The following is an 18,673-nucleotide window of genomic DNA, read 5'->3' as shown; positions in this document are numbered from 1 at the left end:
AGACCTTAAAAGTGTTTATCACCTATTAACCCGATGGACCCGGGAGACTCGCATGAAAGACCCCGTACACAGCAATAACTACCCCAACTCCTTCTATACCGCCACGGCGCGCTATCAGAAAGAAAGGCCGGCGCTGTCCGGCTCGCTGGAGGTAGATGTTTGCATTGTCGGCGGCGGTTTCAGCGGCGTGAATACGGCGCTGGAACTGGCTGAGCGGGGTTTTTCCGTGGCGCTGCTGGAAGCCAAGCGTGTCGGCTGGGGCGCTTCCGGGCGTAATGGCGGTGAGCTGATTCGCGGCATCGGCCATGGTGTCGATCAGTTTCGTGACCAGATCGGCGATAGCGGCGTTGAGGCGCTGGGCCGCATGGGGATCGAAGCGGTTGAGATCGTCCGCAAGCGGGTCGAACGCTACAACATCGGCTGCGATCTGCAGATGGGCTATTGCGACCTGGCGCTGAAACCGCGTCATATGGACGAGATGGCCGCCGAGCGCGAAGAGCTTAAGGCGCTGGGTTACGGCTATGACCTGAAAATCCTCGACCGTGAGCAGGTCGGCGAGGTGATCGGCTCCGACCGCTATCTGGGCGCCATGGTCGATATGGGTAGCGGTCACCTGCACCCGCTGAACCTGGTGCTGGGAGAGGCGGTGGCCGCGGAAGAAGCTGGTGTACAGATTTTTGAATACTCGCCAGCGGAGAAGATCATAAAGGGCGATAAGCCCCGTGTGGTTACTCCGAACGGCGAGGTGAGCTGCAACTACCTGGTGCTTTGCGGCAACGCCTATATCGGCCATAAGCTGGAATCGCATATCGGCGGCAAGGTACTGCCCGCTGGCAGTTATGTAGTCGCCACCGAGCCGCTGAGCGACGCGCAGGCGGCGGAGATCATTCCGCAGAATATGGCCTTTGCCGATCTCAGCGTGGCGCTGGATTATTTCCACCTGTCGGCGGATCGCCGGTTGCTGTTCGGTGGTCTGTGTAACTACTCGGGTAAGGACCCGCGCGATATTACCGGCGCGTTGCGACCCAATATGGAGCGTGTGTTCCCGCAGCTCAAGGGTGTGAAAATCGACTACGAGTGGGGCGGCATGATCGGTATCGGCGCTAACCGCCTGCCGCAGGTCGGCCGCCTGCCGGATGCGCCGAATATCCTCTTTGCCCAGGCTTATGCGGGTCATGGCGTCAATGCCACTCATATGGCGGCGAGGGTGATCGCCGAGATGCTCAGCGGTCAGGCGGAACGTTTTGATGTGTTCGACAAGGTCAAACATATGACCTTCCCCGGCGGGCCCGCGCTGCGCTCTCCGCTGCTGGCGATGGGGATGCTGTACTACCGGATGAAAGACCTCCTGTAACGGTATCAATCGGCGCGGGGCGCGCTTCCTACCGGGGCTTTTGAGTAGGAGCGACGCCCCGTCGCGATCAATCACTGTGGTTTGAAATACCGCCGTGCCGAGCGTATCGGCGCGGAGGCGCGTCTCCTGCATCTGTCGCCCGCGCTCGTGAACTTTATGAACAAAAGGGCCGTTAAGGCCTAAACGCTTAATATTAACGTTAACTTTCAAGACAGCGACTCTGCGACTATGTTTTGGTTGTGATCAGGCCGCGCATACGGCCTGCGTAAGGCCGGTCTTCCCCAAAGCGGCCGGTTCTCACGACAAAAACAATAATCTCGGAGAGATCGCATTATGCAACGTCCTATCCGCAAGCTGCTGCTTGCTAGCTCCCTCGTATTCGCAGCTTCCCAATCCTACGCTTTCGAGCCTTCGCGCACCGCTGAGTGTATTGCACCGGCTAACCCGGGCGGTGGCTGGGATTTTACCTGCCGTAGCGTCGGCAAGGTGCTGACCGATCTTAAGTACATCGAAGGCAACGTACAGACCGTTAACATGCCGGGCGCCGGTGGCGGTGTTGCATTTGCACATACTGTTTCCAAGCGTGAAGGCGATGAGTCGCTGATCGTGGCGGCAAGTACTGCAACCACTACGCGTCTGGCGCAGGGCCAGTTCGCCGGGCTTAACTCTGACCAGGTTCGTTGGGTCGGTGCACTGGGCGCAGACTACGGCGTTATTGCCGTCGCTTCCGATTCTCCATACAAGAGCCTGAACGAACTGTTCGCCGCCATTAAGGAAGAGCCTACCTCCGTGAAATTCGGTGGTGGTAGTGCTGCGGGCGGCTGGGATCACCTGAAAGTGCTGATCGCAGCCAAGGCTGACGGCGTAGAAAACCTGCCGAAAATTAAATACCTCGCTTACAACGGTGGTGCCGAAGCGATCACCCAGGTTGTCGGTGGTCACATCCAGGCGTTTACCGGTGATGTGTCTGAAGTCCTCGGCTTCGTTGAGTCCGGCGATCTGCGCGTACTGGCTGTGATGTCCGAAGAGCGTCTGCCGGGCGAATACGCCGGCATGCCGACCGCGGTAGAGCAGGGCATCCAGGCGATCGCTCCTAACTGGCGCGGCTTCTATCTGCCGGCTGGCATTTCTGATGATGCCTACAACTGGTGGACCGAAACCGTCGATGGCATCTATGCCAGCGATGAGTGGAAAGCCGTGATGCAGCAGAACGGTCTGATGCCGTTCCATAAATCCGGCGAAGAGTTCACCACGTTCGTGAACCAGCAGGTTCAGGATATCCGTGACCTGTCTATCGAGATTGGACTGATCAAATGATTGGGGATCGCATCCTCGGGATCCTGCTGCTCCTCCTGGCCGTCGTGTACGGCTGGGAGGCCAGCCAGTTCCCAGAGCCGTTTGGTGGGGCTGAAGAAGTAGGTCCTGAAACCTTTCCTCTGATGCTGTCGGTGATTCTTGGTCTGAGCAGTATCTACATGATCGTAAAGCCGGATCCCGATCAGGATTGGCCGGGTGTCAAAACCCTGCTGGATCTGGGCTTCGTTCTGGTTGTGCTGTTTATCTTTGCTGCGCTGCTGGCGCCGCTTGGATTTGTCATCTCCACCACCTTCATGGTGGCAGTGCTCTGCTGGCGACTAGGGGCGCGCCCGCTGCAGTCCGGTCTGACCGGTTTGGGCTGTGCGGTTGTGGTCTACGTGCTGTTCAACTTCGTGCTTGAACTGCATCTGCCTGCCGGCATCCTCTCGCTGAGCTGATGGAGCTGAACTGATGGAAACAATTAGTTATCTGCTGCAGGGTTTTGCCGTTGCGCTGACGCCGGAAAACCTAATGTTTGCAGCGATAGGCGCCATGCTGGGTACGCTGATCGGCGCACTTCCCGGTCTTGGTCCTGCCAACGGCGTGGCGATTCTGATCCCGCTGGCGTTCAGCCTGGGTCTGTCTCCGGCCTCGTCCCTGATCCTGCTGACCGCCGTTTATGCCGGCGCCATGTATGGTGGCCGTATCTCCAGTATTCTGTTGAACATCCCCGGCGATGAGCCGGCGATGATGACAACGCTGGACGGTTATCCGATGGCGATGAAGGGCAAGGCCGCCGAGGCCCTGGCTATCTCCGCGATCGCCTCCTTTATCGGTAGCCTGCTGGCCACTATCGGCCTGATCATTCTGGCCCCGATCCTGGCGCGCTTTGCGCTGCAGTTCGGTCCGGCTGAATACTTTGCGCTGTTCTCTCTGGCGTTTGCCACCCTTGGCGGCATCACCGGCAAGAACCCGGTCAAGACCATTGTGGCGGCAGCCCTGGGTCTGATGATCGCTACCGTGGGTGTGGATATCACCACCGGTAACCAGCGTTATACCTACAACATTCTCGAACTGTACGAGGGTGTGGACTTCATTATCGCCATCGTCGGTCTGTTCGCGATCAGCGAGTTGCTGTTCTTCATTGAGAAACATATCGGTGAGGGGGCGGGTCGGGCGACGCTGAACAAGCTGAACCTGAAGATGAAGGATATTATCGAGATTCTGCCAACCAGCCTGCGTGGCTCTCTGCTTGGCTTTGTTTCTGGCGTACTGCCGGGTGCTGGCGCCTCCCTGGGTAGCTTTATCAGCTACACGCTGGAGAAACGCATCGTCGGTGAAAAGGGTAATTTCGGCGAAGGTGATCCCCGTGGTGTGGCGGCTCCTGAAGCCGGTAACAACGCAGCCGCCAACGGTGCTTTGGTGCCGATGCTGACCCTGGGTGTGCCGGGCAGTGGTACCACTGCGGTGCTGCTGGCGATGCTGATCTCGCTGAATATCCAGCCGGGCCCGATGCTGTTCCAGCAGAACGCGGAACTGGTCTGGGGCGTTATTGCAGCGCTGCTGGTGGGTAACATCATGCTGCTGCTGTTGAACATCCCGATGGTTGGCGTGTTCGTCAAACTGCTGAGCATCCCGCCGAAGTACCTGATGCCGGTGGTGACCCTGGTGGCTGCGGTGGGTATATACTCCATCAGCAACAGCGCCCTGGATCTCTACTTCATGGTTGGCTTCGGTCTGCTGGGTTACCTGCTGCGTAAGCTGGATGTGCCGCTGGTGCCGGTGATTCTCGGTATGCTGCTGGGCCCTGAGATGGAGCGTAACCTGCGTCACGCGCTGTCGATCTCAGATGGTGACTGGAGAATCCTGTTCTCCAGCGGTCTGAGCATCGGTATCTGGATCGTCGCCTTCCTTGGCCTGGCCCTGCCGTACATCATCGGCCCGGTGCTGCGTCGCCGCATGGAGCGCGCCCGTGCCCGGCTTGAAGTTGAAGAGGAGGGCGATTAAGCCCGAGCCTTAACTGTTGCCTCTCTGCAAACGTCGTTGTTGTTTGCACCCTCCGGATAGCACAGGTTCCTGTTATCCGGTATTTAACGACCACCCGCCGGCGCTGCTGGCGAGGTGGTTTTTTTATGGTGCGGGTTTAAGTTCCGGCGCCGCGCGATAGCGTCGCTCCGGCCGGCCGATGCTGCCGTAGTTCACGTCCGCTTCCAGTTCCTGTTCGGACACCAGGTACTCCAGGTAGCGTCTGGCGGTTGTACGGCTGGAGCCGATCCGCTCTCCCACCTGTTCGGCGCTAAGGCTTTCGCGGCTGTCAATCAGCGTTGAACGCACCTTATCCAGTGTCAGCGTATCGATCCCCTTGGGCAGGCGCTTGCGTGTTGGCTGTGATGCCTGCTGCGGAACCACCGAGCCGTGGCGCGGCAGCAGGCCGTCGACGGATTGCTGACTGAGGCTTTGCAGTGCCTTGAGTTTTTCCAGGTGTGCGGTGAAGTTCTGCAGTGACTGTTCCAGACGCTCGAACACCAACGGTTTGAGGATGTAATCGAACACGCCGCAGCGCAGCGCTTCGGTAAGGCTGTCGACCTCCTTGGCGGCGGTCACCAGAATCACATCGGTGGGGCTGGCGGAGGCGCGGATCTCGCGCAGCAGGTCCAGCCCGCTGCCGTCGGGAAACTGAATATCCAGCAGCACCAGGCTTGGCTGGAGTACCTCGATCAGCTCGCGGGCATCGCGGGTGGTATGGGCGATGCCGCGAACCTCGAAGTCGGGCACGCGCTCGACAAAGCGACGCTGGATCTCAGCGATCTGAGGATCGTCTTCCGCGATAACGATGCCTATCGCACCCATTGCAGCTACCGCTCTACTCATTACTGCGTCTCCTTGGGAAGGTAGAGTGTAAAGCGCGCGCCCTGATCGGGCAGGTTTTCAACGACTATTTCGCCGCCCAGATCGCAGACGATCTCCTTAACCAGATGCAGGCCGATGCCGCGACCCTCGGCCTTGCGGCTGAAGCCGCGCTCGAACACCCGGGCGAAGTCTTCATCTTCTATACCGGGCCCCTGGTCTTCAACCTCAATTATGATGTCCTGGCCGATGTCGGTCATGGAAAGTGCGATGCGTCGGTTGCTGGTGGTCAGGGTGGCATCGAAGGCATTATCCAGCAGGTTGCCGATCAGTGTGACCATACGTTCGGTGGATATACCGACGGGAAGTGGCCCCAGGTGACTGTCCGGGTCGATCTCCAGGTGCAGGCCCAGTTCGTGGGCGCGGTTGAATTTGCCCAGCAGGCAGCCGGAAACGACAGGGTCATCCACCGAATCCACCAACCAGCGCAGCATCGCCTGGTGATCGCGGGTTTCCTGGCCGATCAGCTCCAGTGCTTCGTCACTTTTGTCGAGCTGGATCAGCCCGGCGATGGTGTGCAGCTTGTTGGCGTATTCGTGGGCCTGGCTGCGCAGAGATTCGGCGTACTGACGAATCCGGGTGAGGCGGCGGCTCACCATGGTCAGCTCATCGCGCACGCGGAAACTGGCGACCACACCGGTGATGCGGCCGTGTACGCGGATCGGGATACGGTTGATCACCAGGTGCAGGCCGTCGACCACCATCTCCTTGTCAAACTCGGGCTCGCCGCTTTCCAGCAGGGCAGGCATGCGGCTGTCGGGCAGCACTTCGCGAATATGGCGCCCGGTAAGCTGTTCTGTGCCCAGGTTCAGGGTATCCACGGCCGCTCGGTTGAACGTGGTAATCAGACCCTGGTTGTTGATGGCGATAATGCCTTCGCGGACCGATTCCAGAGTGGCGTTGCGCTCCTCGAACATAGCTGCGATTTCGTGGGGTTCCAGGTCAAAGATCGCGGCGCGGAAGCGGCGTCCGATCCAGCTGGCGATCAACACCGACAGCACCAGCAGTACCAGTGTGACGATGATCACCAGGCGTTGATAGGTCAGCACCGTGTTATCGATCTGGTTGGTCAGATAGCCCACGGAAACCACACCGACCACCTCGCCAATATCGTTGAACACCGGCGCCTTGCCGCGAATCGACGGTCCCATGCTGCCGGTGGCGGAGGAGATGATAGTGCGGCCTTCCTGCAGTACGGCGTAGTTGTCGCCGCCCACCATCGGCTTGCCGATACGGTCGGGCAGTGGGTGCGCCAGGCGGATTCCGTCGATATTACCGATGGAGATAAAACTGGCGTCGGTAGCGTCGCGCAGTTCGGCGACAATGCGGCTGGTGGCGTCGGCGTCATTGGCGGCGACAGCGCTGCGGATTGAAGGGGTCTGGGCGATCATCGAGGCGAGCTGCAGCGCCCTCTGGGCGATCTGCTCCTCAAGGGAGTCACCGAGGTGGCGCAGGGCGAAACCGCCCAGGACGACAGATTGCACCAGTACCAGCAGGCACAGAACAATCATCAGACGGGTGCTAATGCGTAAGCGTATACGTGGCATGGTGTTTTAGTTATGAAGCCGCTGTTTCAGGGCAGTTTACGCCTAAGCGTTTGATTTGTCCGTATGGGTGGTCCCGCAGGGGTTGGGACGTTATACTCTCGCGTCTCATTTTCAGAGTTCACCAGGGGCGGCGGAGTCAGCGCCGGCCGACACTCTTATGTGGCCTGTCGTAGGGGCCACCACTAAGCAAAGGATTTACCATGCCTGTTATTACCCTTCCCGATGCGAGCATTCGCGAATTCGATCATCCCGTCAGCGTATACGATGTGGCCGCCGATATCGGCACGGGCCTGGCCAAGGCAGCGATTGCCGGCAAAGTCGACGGTACGCTGGTAGATACCAGTTACGTCATTGAAAACGATGCCGAACTGGCGATCGTCACGGCGCGCGATGAGGAAGGTGTAGATGTTATCCGTCACTCCTGTGCCCACCTGATGGCGATGGCTGTGCAGGAGCTGTTCCCGGGTGCCCAGGTCACTATCGGCCCTGTGATCGATAACGGCTTCTATTACGACTTTGCCTACGAGCGCGCCTTCACCCAGGAAGATCTCGAAAAGATCGAGAAGCGCATGAACGAGCTTTCCAAGCAGAACCTGGAAGTCTCCCGCTCCATCATGAGCCGCGACGAAGCGGTGGCGATGTTCGATCAGATGGGGGAGAAGTACAAGGTCGAGATCATCCAGGATATCCCGGGCGATCAGCCGCTCTCTTTCTATCGTCAGGGCGATTTCATCGATCTGTGCCGCGGCCCGCATGTACCGGCTACCGGTCACATCAAGGCCTTCAAACTGATGAAGGTTGCCGGTGCCTACTGGCGTGGCGATGCCAAGAACGAGATGCTGCAGCGCATCTACGGTACCGCCTGGGGTGACAAGAAAGAACTCAAGGCTTACCTGCACCGTCTGGAAGAAGCGGAAAAACGCGATCACCGTAAACTGGCCAAGCAGCTGAACCTGTTCCATCTGCAGGAAGAAGCGCCGGGCATGGTGTTCTGGCATCCGCTTGGCTGGACCCTGTACCAGCAGATCGAGCAGTACATGCGCGCCAAGCAGCGCAAGCACGGCTACCAGGAGATCAAGACTCCGCAGGTGGTTGAACGCACCCTGTGGGAAAAATCCGGTCACTGGGACAAGTTCTCCGAGCAGATGTTTACCACTCACTCAGAGAGCCGTGACTTCGCCATCAAGCCTATGAACTGCCCGTGCCATATTCAGGTGTTCAACCAGGGGCTGCGCTCGTACCGCGAGATGCCGCTGCGTCTGGCTGAGTTTGGTTCCTGCCACCGTAACGAGCCGTCTGGCGCGCTGCACGGCATCATGCGTGTACGTGGCTTCGTGCAGGATGACGCGCACATCTTCTGTGCTGAAGATTCTATCCAGGCGGAAGTGGCATCGTTCATCGACTTCCTGCATGAGGTTTATGCGGACTTCGGTTTCTCCGACATCCTTTACAAGCTCTCCACCCGTCCGGAACAGCGTGTAGGTTCAGACGAGATCTGGGACAAGGCCGAGAAAGCGCTGGCCGACGCACTGAACGCTGCCGAGCTGGATTGGGAAGAGCTGCCGGGTGAAGGTGCCTTCTACGGACCGAAGATCGAATTCTCCCTGCGTGACTGCCTTGGCCGTGTCTGGCAGTGCGGTACTATCCAGGTGGACTTCTCCATGCCGGGTCGTCTCGATGCCCAGTTCGTCAACGAGCAGGGCAATCGTGAAACACCGGTTATGTTGCACCGTGCAATTCTCGGTTCCTTCGAACGTTTCATCGGTATTCTGATCGAACATTACGCTGGCGCACTGCCGACCTGGCTGGCTCCGGTGCAGGTTGCGGTGATGAATATCACCGATAAACAGGCTGCTTTTGTTAACGAAGTGACCGAAAGACTGGAAAATCAGGGTTATCGTGCCGTCGCGGACTTGAGAAACGAGAAGATCGGCTTTAAAATCCGCGAGCGTACTTTACAGAAAGTACCCTACCTGCTCGTCATAGGTGACAAAGAGGTGGAGAACGGAACCGTTGCAGTGCGTACGCGCTCCGGTGAAGATCTCGGTACTATGTCCGTCGATGCCCTCATTGAGATGCTGAATGTGGAAGTCTCCCTTAAAGGGCGTCAGGAATAAAATTCGTCAGGAGATATAGCTATCAGGCGTGATAACAAGCGCGGCGGTCGTCAGAACCTGCCGCCAATCAACGATAACATCCGTGCTCGCGAAGTCCGTCTCATTGGAGCGGATGGCCAACAGGTTGGTGTCGTTTCGATTAATGAGGCTCTTGAGCATGCTCAGGAAGCCGAACTTGACCTTGTACAGATCTCGGATTCTGATCCCATTGTCTGCAAAATCATGGACTATGGTAAGCATCAGTACGAGCTGAAGAAGAAAGCAAATGAGGCTAAGAAGAAGCAGTCTCAGATGCAGGTCAAGGAAGTGAAATTCCGTCCCGGTACGGAAGAAGGGGATTATCAGGTAAAACTGCGCAACCTGATACGTTTCCTTGAAGCCGGGGATAAGGCCAAGGTAACACTGCGTTTCCGTGGTCGTGAGATGGCCCATCAGGAGCTGGGTATGCAGCTGCTCCGTCGTGTCGAGGCTGACCTCGTCGCGCGGGAGCTCGGTACTGTAGAACAGCAGCCGAAGATGGAAGGTCGCCAGATGGTGATGGTCGTCGCCCCGAAGAAGAAAAGTTAGCAATTCTTCGAAGCCCGCGTTGTTTCTCTTTAGTAGAGAAGTAGCGTGGGTTTTGTCGACTTAAGCTAACGCATTACAAACGAATGCGTGGAGATTGAAAATGCCTAAGATTAAATCTGTCCGCGGTGCGGCAAAACGTTTCAAGAAAACTGCTAATGGCGTTAAGCACAAGCAGGCCTTCAAAAGCCACATTCTGACCAAGAAAAGCACCAAGCGTAAGCGTCAGCTGCGCCCGATGCTGCAGGTTCATGATGCTGACCAGGCTCTGGTCAAGCGCATGCTGCCGTATCTGTAAGCTTTTTGTCTGAATCAACTTTTATTTAAGAAGGAAATACCATGGCTCGTGTAAAACGTGGTGTTGTGGCTCGTGCTCGTCATAAGAAAGTCCTGAAGCAGGCAAAAGGTTACTACGGCGCTCGTAGCCGTGTATTCCGTGTTGCCAAGCAGGCGGTCATCAAAGCAGGTCAGTATGCTTACCGTGACCGTCGTCAGCGTAAGCGTCAGTTCCGCGCTCTGTGGATCGCACGTATCAACGCTGCTGCCCGTATCAACGGTCTGTCCTACAGCCGCTTCATCGCTGGTCTGAAAAAGGCCAACATCGAGATCGACCGTAAGGTTCTGGCTGACCTGGCTGTTCACCAGCAGGCTGCCTTCGCTGCGGTTGTCGAGAAAGCGAAAGCTGCCCTGGCATAAGGCGTCACCCGCCTGATGGTAGGTAATTGATCGAATCGAATAGGGGAAGGGTGCAAGCTCTTCCCCTATTTTTGTTTGGAGCCGGACATGGAAAATCTTCAAGCCCTCCTGGCGGATGGCAAACAGGCGGTCGCACAGGCCGACAACGTTAAGACGCTGGACGATGTGCGCGTTCAGTACCTGGGTAAGAAAGGTCATCTTACCCAGTTGCTGAAGGGGCTGGGTAAACTCTCAGCCGAGGAACGCCCTGCCGCAGGTGCGAAAATCAATGAAGCCAAGGAAGAGCTGGCTGCAGAGCTGAACGCCCGTAAGGAGTTGCTCGAGCGTGCAGCGCTGGAACAGAAGCTGGCAGCGGAAACCATCGACGTGACCCTGCCGGGCCGTGGTCAGCAGCTGGGTGGTTTGCACCCGGTTACCAAGACCATGGAGCGTATCGAATCTTTCTTCGGTAGCATCGGTTACACCGTTGAAGAAGGTCCGGAGATCGAAGACGACTACCACAACTTCGAAGCGCTCAATATCCCGTCGCATCACCCGGCCCGTGCGATGCACGATACCTTCTATTTCGATGCGCGTACTCTGTTGCGTACCCACACCTCGCCGGTGCAGGTGCGTACCATGGAACAGCAGCAGCCACCGATCCGGATCATCTGCCCGGGCCGTGTCTATCGTAATGACTACGATCAGACCCACTCCCCGATGTTCCACCAGGTGGAAGGTCTGCTGATCGACAAGAACATCAGCTTTGCCGACCTCAAGGGTACGCTGGAACAGTTCCTGCGCGCGTTCTTCGAAGAAGACGTCAAGGTCCGTTTCCGTCCCTCTTACTTCCCGTTTACCGAGCCCTCCATTGAGGTCGATATCGACCGTGGCGATGGCAAGTGGCTTGAAGTCCTGGGTTGCGGCATGGTGCATCCAAAGGTGCTGGAGATGTCCGGTATCGATCCTGAGGAGTACAGCGGATTTGCATTTGGTATGGGCGTAGAGCGCTTTGCCATGCTCCGTTACGGCGTCGATGACCTGCGCCTGTTCTTCGAAAACGATCTGCGCTTCCTCGGCCAGTTCCGTTGATCGACCCCACCCAGAATTCAGAGATTTCAGGACAGCAGCATGAAATTCAGTGAACACTGGTTGCGCGAACTGGTGCAGCCCGAAATTGATACCCAGACACTGGTCGATCAGCTCAGCCTGTCGGGACTGGAAGTCGACGACGTCGAGCCGGTTGCCGGACAGTTCAGCGGCGTTGTCGTTGGCGAGATCATCAGTGCAGAACAGCACCCTGATGCCGACAAACTGCGTGTTTGTCAGGTGTCTGACGGTAGCGAAGAGTTCCAGATCGTCTGTGGCGCGCCCAATGCCCGTGCTGGCATCCGCGTGCCTTTCGCCAAGGTAGGTGCTGTCCTGCCGGGCGACTTCAAGATCAAGAAAGCCAAACTGCGCCAGGTTGAGTCTTTCGGCATGCTTTGCGCCGAAGACGAGCTGGGCCTGTCCGACGACCACGGTGGTCTGATGGAGCTGGCAGCGGACGCGCCGGTTGGCGCCGATATCCGTGAATACCTGAAGCTCAACGACCAGATCATCGATGTGGATCTGACCCCGAACCGTGGTGACTGTCTGAGCCTGGTGGGCATGGCGCGTGAAGTGGGCGTGCTCAACAAGGTTCCGGTTGCCGAGGTTGACTGCGCTGCTGTAGCGCCGCAGATCGACGATCAGGTGGAAGCGACCCTGGTGGCCGCAAACGGATGCCCGCGTTACCTGGCCCGCGTGATCCGCAATATCAACCCGGGTGTTGAAACTCCGCTGTGGATGCAGGAAAAACTGCGCCGCTCCGGTGTACGTACCATCGATCCGGTGGTTGATGTGACCAACTATGTATTGCTCGAGCTGGGCCAGCCGATGCACGCGTTCGACCTGAACAAGCTCGAAGGCGGTATCCAGGTGCGCATGGCGGAGCAGGGCGAAGCGCTGACGCTGCTGGACGGTCAGGAGATCAAACTCAACGCCGATACCCTGGTGATCGCCGATCAGGCGAAAGCCGTGGCGATGGCGGGCATCATGGGTGGCGAACCCACCTCTGTGACCAGCGAAACCACCGATATCCTGCTGGAAAGCGCCTTCTTCGCACCGCTGGCGATCGCCGGTCGTGCCCGCAGCTACGGCCTGCATACCGACTCCTCACACCGCTTTGAGCGCGGTGTGGACTGGCAGCAGCAGCGTCGCGCCATCGAGCGTGCTACCGCGCTGCTGCTCGATATTGTTGGCGGTGAAGCCGGTCCTGTGACCGAAGCGGTTTCCGAAACCGATCTGCCGGAAGTGGCTCAGGTGCCCCTGCGTCACGACCGCGTCACCTCCATGCTGGCGCTGGAGATTCCGGCGGAAGAGATCGTCGAAATCCTCACCCGTCTGGGTCTGTCGCTGGAAGTCAGCGGTGATCGTCAGTGGCTGGTCAGCGTACCGAGCTATCGCTTCGATATCAGCCTGGAAGTGGATCTGATCGAAGAGATCGCCCGCGTATACGGTTACAACAACCTGCCGTCACGCACGCCGCTGGCAGAGCTGCCGATCGCGCCGAAGTCTGAAGCTCTGGTGCTGCAGGGCCGTATCCGCAGCCACTTGATCAGCCTGGGCTACCAGGAAGCGATCACTTACAGCTTCATCGAAAAAGGCCTGTCTGCTCAGTTTGATGATCAGCACGAGCCGATGGCGCTGGCAAACCCGATCTCTGCCGAGATGGCGGTGATGCGCACCACCCTCTGGCCGGGTCTGGCCAAGGCGCTGCAGTACAACCAGCACCGTCAGCAGCCGCGCGTACGCCTGTTCGAGATCGGTCAGCGTTTTGTACCCGGTGACGAAGGTCTGCAGCAGCAGAACGTGGTCGCCGGTATCATCTGTGGCTCCCGTCAGCCGGAAGGCTGGAACGGCGGCAGCGACAAGGTGGACTTCTTCGACCTGAAGGGCGATGTGGAGTCACTGCTGGGTCTGGGCAGCTGTGCTGACCAGTTCAGCTTCGCTGCAGAGCCCCATGTGGCGCTGCATCCGGGGCAGAGTGCGTCTATCCAGCGCGGTGGTAAAACCGTGGGTCGTATCGGTGCGCTGCACCCGAGCCTACAGAAGTCTCTGGACCTGACCGGACCTGTCTTCCTGTTCGAAATCGAGCTGGATGCGGTGATCGAAGGGCAGGTGTCACGCTTCAGCGAACTGTCCAAGTTCCCTGAATCCCGTCGCGATCTGGCGGTACTGATGAACGTGGAAACTCACTTTGCGCAACTGCGTGAAGTGGTTGTCGCAGAGGCCGGAGAGCACCTCAAACAAGTGACTCTGTTTGACGTCTATCAGGGCCAAGGTATTGAACCGGGACGAAAAAGTCTGGCCCTGGGCTTGACCTGGCAACATCCATCACGCACTCTTACTGATGAAGAAATAAACAGCGCAGTGAGCGCTGTGGTTTCCGCTCTGGGCACAAAGCTGGGAGCGATCCTAAGAGATTAAGACAGGATGGTGTCATGAGCTCTTTGACAAAAGCGGATATGGCGGAGCGTCTGTTCGAAGAACTAGGCCTCAATAAACGTGAAGCTAAAGACATGGTTGAATCTTTCTTTGAAGAGATTCGGGCGAGTCTGGCGTCAAATGAGCATGTGAAACTTTCGGGTTTCGGTAACTTCGACCTGCGCGACAAGCGCCAGCGTCCGGGCCGAAATCCGAAGACTGGAGAGGAGGTCCCGATCTCGGCGCGCCGGGTCGTGACCTTCCGTCCAGGACAAAAACTCAAGGAACGTGTAGAAGCCTATGCCGGACAACAGTCCGACTCAGAATGAGCTGGAGCCCATCCCCGGCAAACGCTATTTCACCATCGGCGAAGCAGCTAAACTCTGTGACCTCAAGCCCCATGTACTGCGTTACTGGGAGCAGGAGTTCGATCAGATTCAGCCGGTCAAACGCAGTAACCGGCGCTACTATCAGCGTCAGGATCTTCTGCTGATCCGCCAGATTCGCAGCCTTCTCTACGATCAGGGTTTTACCATTGGCGGCGCCCGCCAGTGGCTCAAGGGCGACCACGCCAGTGACGATACCAAGCAGTACCGTCAGCTGCTCAAACAGACCATTTCCGAGCTTGAAGATATCCGCGATCTGTTAAAAACAGTGCGATAAAAAAGCTTCACATTATCAAACCCTTAATGTAATATGCGCATCTCAAATCGGGGCCTAAGGGTCTCCGCCTAGTCGGGGCGTAGCGCAGTCTGGTAGCGCACTTGCATGGGGTGCAAGGGGTCGAGTGTTCAAATCACTCCGTCCCGACCATTTCTCTCTCTGAGAGCCTAAATTAATCGCCTTCTGGCGATTTTTTTGTTTTTGGCTGGTTATTCTCTTTCCTGGTCGTTCCCTGACTGTTTTCAACTACCTATCTCTTCCACTTCTCGTGACTAACAGGTGCCGCTGCGTCGATAAGATATCGCGTGAGTAGTTCCTCTGTGTTCATCCAGGTTATGAGCGTAGCCTGCTGAGTGGCTGTGCAAGCGGGTATTGGCATTGGTGTAGTTCCGCAGACGGCGCTTGAATCAGGAATGGTTATGATCGACGAGGGCTTACCCAGGTTGCGTGCTTTGGCGTTTCAACCTCCGGGTCTGGTTTATCCTCTCGCTGCCGAGAGCGTGGGCTGACAATGTCATCTCCCGCTGCGTATCGAGTATAATCAACGTTTTGGGGCAGTCTGCTGTCTCCTGCACTTTCTGTGGGTTGTTCAGCGGGCACGATCGATACTTTTGTGGTGGTTTTCAACGAATAAAAATGAACGGTTTGAAACGGCAAAGCGGCTCTAAAGGAGCGGATCCAGACCAGATTTATGAAAAGATTCTGACGGCTATATTTGAGCGCAAGCTTCATCCGGGGACGCGTCTTAAGGAGGAGGAGTTGTGCGAGGTATTTGGGGCCGGCCGCGGCGCTATCCGCAAGGTGTTGCAGTGGTTGTCTCACGAGAATCTGGTACGTATCGTTCCCAACAGTGGTGCGTTTGTAGCCGAGCCTACAGTTGCTGAGTCGAAAGAGGTTTTTCAGGCTCGCCGCCTTATCGAGGCTGAGCTGGTGCGGGAGTTGGCGGAGAACTTTACGCCCGCCAAGGCCGAGGCGCTAAGGGAGCATGTGGCGAAGGAGCAGGAAGCCCACGATAACGGAGACTACAGCCGGCGGATCAGGCTATCCGGCGAATATCATCTGCTGATAGGAAAGCTGGCGGAGAAGCCGGTGATGACCGAATTTTTGCGTGAGATTATCTCTCGGACCTCGCTGATCATCGCGTTATACGAGCGAACAAAATCGAGTTTTGGTCCGCTTCCTCCCAGTTGCGATCATATAACCCTGATAGAGGTGCTTGAGGCCGGGCATGTGGAACAGGCGGTCGGCATAATGCTTGATCATCTTTGCGTCATCGAAAAAGCGTTGAATCTCGATCCTCCCACAGAAGATACGAAAGATCTGAAGAATATCTTCGCTTAAACGTCGCGAACAGCCGCTTATCTAGAACACCTTATAACCTTAAAAAGCCCGCATGAACGCTCATGCGGGCTTTTTACTTTCATGCATTATTCGGGGTTAGAGGGAGGTTTGCGCTATCGCCGGATGGGTCTGCTTGATCACTAGTACCTTGTATACCAGTCCGATAGGGATTGCCCCGTCCTCCAACTGGAGTCAGGGGCATGAAATCATTTGCGGAAGCGCGCACAGGCTGACCAGTTTGTCATCAGCACGTAATAGGTTAGTCCGGCCGGAATCAGGCTCGCGTACCAGGAGACGGAAGAGAAGATCAGTGCCACGGCTGCACCAACAAGCGAGGCGATGACGGCAGCCCAGTTTATACCAGCATAGGGGCCGTTCTCGTCGTACAGGTAGTCAAGATTCAGTGTGCGTCCGCGCAGCACGAAGTAGTCCACCACCAGCACCGCAAAGATGGGACCTAGGAAAGCGGAGTAGGTTTGAACGAACAGCTGCAAGCCCGCAGACGATTCCTGTTTTACCAGCTCCCAGGGGAAGGTGGCGAAGGCGGCCAGACCTACGATAATGGTCGAGGTTTTGAATTTCAGCTTGAAAACATCCATCAGGATGTAGGTCGGCGGCACCACGTTGTTGAGTACGTTGGTAGTCACCTGGGCGAAAGCAATGAAGAGCAGGGTGGTGACCAGCAATGGTGTGTTGTCTACGGCGCTGGCGAATACCTGAATTGGATCGTTGGTGCCGGTAGCGCCCGATACCATCAGACCGATCAGTCCCATAAACAGGGTACAGGGCAGGATGGACATGGCATACATCGTGGTCAGTAGCCCAGGCCCGGTGCCTTTTTTCAGCTCACGGGAGTAGTCGCTGACGTTCAGCATCATGGTGCTGTAGATGCCGAGAAACAGCATGGTGGCAGCCCAGAAAGGTGCGCCCCAGGTACCTTCGATGTTAACCAGGTTGGTGGTGATCTCGTCACCGTATTTGGTCACCACGCTATAGAACATGTAGACCAGGGATGCCAGGATGAAGCCGCTGCCGATGTTCTCCAGCCACTTGATGCCCTTGAAACCGAGCACCGACAGGCCGATCTGCAGGAACTGGAAGGCGATAAAGTAGAACACCAGGTTATCGAAGCCGAGCAGCGTACTCGATACTGCGTTCAGCGCACCGGCACCGATCCAACTTTGAAAGCCATACCAGACGATGGCAGGGACCGCCCTGACTAGGCCGGGGAAGCGGGTACCGGCGAAGCCGAAGGCGCTGCGCGCTTGAACCATGAAGGGGACGCCGTACTTGTAACCGGCTGCGCCGTTGAGCGCCAGGGCTACACCGATGATGAAACAGCCGATCGCGATTGCCATTGTGGCTTGAAGCAGGTTTAGGGTGCCGACGACGCTTGAGCCCATGGCGAAGGTGCCGATGGATACGCAACCCCCGAACCAGGCCAGAAGGTAGGACACCCGGCCCATAATGCGGTTTTTTTGCGGCGCGAGAGACTCGTGCTCAACACTCTTGCCGGCTTTATCGCCGGCTGATGCATCTATTGAGTTCGAAGGGTAGGTTAGTTCTTCGCTCTGCATGCTCTACTCCATTGGAAGTCTTGCTTCCTGTTTGTTTATTGTTATTTGCTACCGACACCAGGAGAGCAGTTCCGTGTCGATAAGGGGTAACGGAGCTCATGCGCCCATCAGGATAGGAGCTATCGGGATAGGTGCTTGAATTGTCCGGTAAAAGCCTTGGGTCTGGGTGATGCAAGATCGCCGAACTTGCTGGTACTGAGCTTCAGACTGACCAGCGATTCGGCCAGTTTCACCGCGGCGGTCACGCCCTCTACGACCGGCAATCCAACCGCGTGGCTGATCTGTTCGGTCAGGTCGGCCATACCGCCGCACCCCAGCACAATCGCACCGATTTCGTCTTCTGCTTTGGCGCGCAGGCATTCCTCGATGATCCGGTCCAGCGCCGCATTGCCATTTTCTTCCAGGTCCAGGACGGGGATTTCCGCCGCCCTCACCCGCCGACAGTGGTGGCTGAAGCCATAGGACTGCAGCAGATGTTCGGCAATGATCCCGGTACGCGCCAGGGTGGTGACGATAGAAAAGCGGGTGCTGATCATCGTTGCCAGGTGAAACGCCGCTTCGGCGATGCCGATGACCGGGGCGCGCGTCAGTTCTCGTGCGGCCAGAAGGCCGGGGTCGCCGAAACAGGCGATGATGTAGGCGTCTGTACCTTCCTGTTCACCTTTAAGCACCTCATCGGCTACGCCCACGGCACTGACAACCTCGTCAAAGTGGCACTCAATCGATACGGGGCCACTGGCGGGGTTGGTTGCAATGATCTCGGTGCCGGGCATCGCAACGGCACGGGCGGCGACGCCGATCTTGTCCGTCATGCTTGCAGTCGTGTTGGGATTAATGACGCGTATCTTCATCTTGATGCCTCGTGTTTATTATTGTTTCTTAGAATTACGATAGATTGTGAACAATATTTTCGCAAGTCGTAAACAATTCTTTGATGTCTTTGTGGTGGATTTCGTTGAATAAAATAGCGGCGGTTACTGCTTTTTTGGGAATATTTGCCAGTTAATTTGCTGTTTAGCGATATTTTTATAGAAGATTGTTCTGAGATGTTTCTTGTGTTTTTTGGGATTCTTTTGAATTTGGTTGTGTACAGAAGGGCTGGGTCAATGGGGTTGCCACAAGTGA

17 protein-coding genes and 1 tRNA gene are annotated in these 18,673 nt (G+C 57.0%); 14 read left to right on the top strand and 4 right to left on the bottom strand.

Features of this window, described 5'->3' with window-relative positions; all coding sequences use genetic code 11:
• Window positions 1-52 precede the first annotated feature (52 nt).
• From C4S72_RS11595 to C4S72_RS11580, 4 genes are all read left to right on the top strand, one after another.
• Window positions 53-1,354, top strand: a complete 1,302-nt coding sequence (locus C4S72_RS11595) for an NAD(P)/FAD-dependent oxidoreductase (RefSeq protein ID WP_104003283.1) — start codon at window positions 53-55, stop codon at window positions 1,352-1,354.
• Between the two features lie 333 nt (window positions 1,355-1,687).
• Window positions 1,688-2,671, top strand: a complete 984-nt coding sequence (locus C4S72_RS11590) for a Bug family tripartite tricarboxylate transporter substrate binding protein (protein ID WP_104003282.1) — start codon at window positions 1,688-1,690, stop codon at window positions 2,669-2,671.
• Window positions 2,668-3,108: a tripartite tricarboxylate transporter TctB family protein gene (locus C4S72_RS11585; protein ID WP_104003281.1), complete on the top strand. Its 441-nt coding sequence runs from the start codon at window positions 2,668-2,670 to the stop codon at window positions 3,106-3,108. Before C4S72_RS11590 ends, C4S72_RS11585 begins: the two co-directional genes overlap by 4 nt.
• A gap of 13 nt (window positions 3,109-3,121) precedes the next feature.
• Window positions 3,122-4,657: a tripartite tricarboxylate transporter permease gene (locus C4S72_RS11580; RefSeq protein WP_104003280.1), complete on the top strand. Its 1,536-nt coding sequence runs from the start codon at window positions 3,122-3,124 to the stop codon at window positions 4,655-4,657.
• A 123-nt stretch (window positions 4,658-4,780) separates the two neighbouring features.
• Here the strand turns inward: C4S72_RS11580 and C4S72_RS11575 are convergent, their stop codons facing one another.
• Together C4S72_RS11575 and C4S72_RS11570 are read right to left on the bottom strand one after the other, a co-directional pair.
• Window positions 4,781-5,500, bottom strand: coding sequence for a response regulator (locus C4S72_RS11575; RefSeq protein ID WP_104003279.1), 720 nt, complete (start codon window positions 5,498-5,500; stop codon window positions 4,781-4,783).
• Window positions 5,501-5,520: 20 nt separating this feature from the next.
• Complete coding sequence (locus C4S72_RS11570) at window positions 5,521-7,068, bottom strand: ATP-binding protein (protein WP_235009126.1); 1,548 nt, start codon at window positions 7,066-7,068, stop codon at window positions 5,521-5,523.
• A gap of 236 nt (window positions 7,069-7,304) precedes the next feature.
• Here C4S72_RS11570 and thrS point away from each other — a divergent pair, with 236 nt between their 5' ends.
• The 10 genes from thrS to C4S72_RS11520 all read left to right on the top strand — a co-directional run bounded on the left by thrS (window position 7,305) and on the right by C4S72_RS11520 (window position 15,971).
• Complete coding sequence (gene thrS / locus C4S72_RS11565; RefSeq protein WP_104003277.1) at window positions 7,305-9,221, top strand: threonine--tRNA ligase; 1,917 nt, start codon at window positions 7,305-7,307, stop codon at window positions 9,219-9,221.
• A 15-nt stretch (window positions 9,222-9,236) separates the two neighbouring features.
• Window positions 9,237-9,788: a translation initiation factor IF-3 gene (gene infC / locus C4S72_RS11560; protein WP_104003276.1), complete on the top strand. Its 552-nt coding sequence runs from the start codon at window positions 9,237-9,239 to the stop codon at window positions 9,786-9,788.
• A 100-nt stretch (window positions 9,789-9,888) separates the two neighbouring features.
• On the top strand, window positions 9,889-10,083 hold the full coding sequence (gene rpmI / locus C4S72_RS11555; protein WP_104003275.1) for a 50S ribosomal protein L35: 195 nt from the start codon (window positions 9,889-9,891) through the stop codon (window positions 10,081-10,083).
• A gap of 41 nt (window positions 10,084-10,124) precedes the next feature.
• Window positions 10,125-10,481, top strand: coding sequence for a 50S ribosomal protein L20 (gene rplT, locus C4S72_RS11550; RefSeq protein ID WP_104003274.1), 357 nt, complete (start codon window positions 10,125-10,127; stop codon window positions 10,479-10,481).
• A gap of 87 nt (window positions 10,482-10,568) precedes the next feature.
• Window positions 10,569-11,552: a phenylalanine--tRNA ligase subunit alpha gene (pheS, locus tag C4S72_RS11545; RefSeq protein WP_104003273.1), complete on the top strand. Its 984-nt coding sequence runs from the start codon at window positions 10,569-10,571 to the stop codon at window positions 11,550-11,552.
• A 39-nt stretch (window positions 11,553-11,591) separates the two neighbouring features.
• Window positions 11,592-13,970 carry a phenylalanine--tRNA ligase subunit beta gene (gene pheT / locus C4S72_RS11540; RefSeq protein WP_104003272.1) on the top strand — a complete coding sequence of 793 codons (2,379 nt, stop codon included), beginning with the start codon at window positions 11,592-11,594 and terminating at the stop codon, window positions 13,968-13,970.
• Window positions 13,971-13,984: 14 nt separating this feature from the next.
• On the top strand, window positions 13,985-14,296 hold the full coding sequence (gene ihfA, locus C4S72_RS11535) for an integration host factor subunit alpha (protein WP_104003271.1): 312 nt from the start codon (window positions 13,985-13,987) through the stop codon (window positions 14,294-14,296).
• Window positions 14,268-14,630, top strand: coding sequence for a MerR family transcriptional regulator (locus tag C4S72_RS11530; RefSeq protein ID WP_104003270.1), 363 nt, complete (start codon window positions 14,268-14,270; stop codon window positions 14,628-14,630). Before ihfA ends, C4S72_RS11530 begins: the two co-directional genes overlap by 29 nt.
• Before the next feature lie 73 nt (window positions 14,631-14,703).
• Window positions 14,704-14,780: transfer RNA gene (locus C4S72_RS11525), tRNA-Pro, on the top strand.
• A gap of 486 nt (window positions 14,781-15,266) precedes the next feature.
• Window positions 15,267-15,971, top strand: a complete 705-nt coding sequence (locus C4S72_RS11520) for a GntR family transcriptional regulator (RefSeq protein ID WP_104003269.1) — start codon at window positions 15,267-15,269, stop codon at window positions 15,969-15,971.
• A 206-nt stretch (window positions 15,972-16,177) separates the two neighbouring features.
• Here the strand turns inward: C4S72_RS11520 and C4S72_RS11515 are convergent, their stop codons facing one another.
• Both C4S72_RS11515 and C4S72_RS11510 read right to left on the bottom strand, forming a co-directional pair.
• On the bottom strand, window positions 16,178-17,548 hold the full coding sequence (locus C4S72_RS11515) for an NCS1 family transporter (RefSeq protein ID WP_104003268.1): 1,371 nt from the start codon (window positions 17,546-17,548) through the stop codon (window positions 16,178-16,180).
• 119 nt (window positions 17,549-17,667) lie between these two features.
• Entirely contained in the window at window positions 17,668-18,399 is a 732-nt protein-coding gene (locus C4S72_RS11510; protein ID WP_104003267.1) for an aspartate/glutamate racemase family protein, read from the bottom strand.
• Window positions 18,400-18,673: the final 274 nt, after the last annotated feature.

Source organism: Marinobacterium lutimaris, from assembly GCF_900108065.1.
In the GTDB taxonomy this organism is placed as follows: domain Bacteria; phylum Pseudomonadota; class Gammaproteobacteria; order Pseudomonadales; family Balneatricaceae; genus Marinobacterium_D; species Marinobacterium_D lutimaris.
This window is presented reverse-complemented; position numbering and strand designations above follow the sequence as displayed.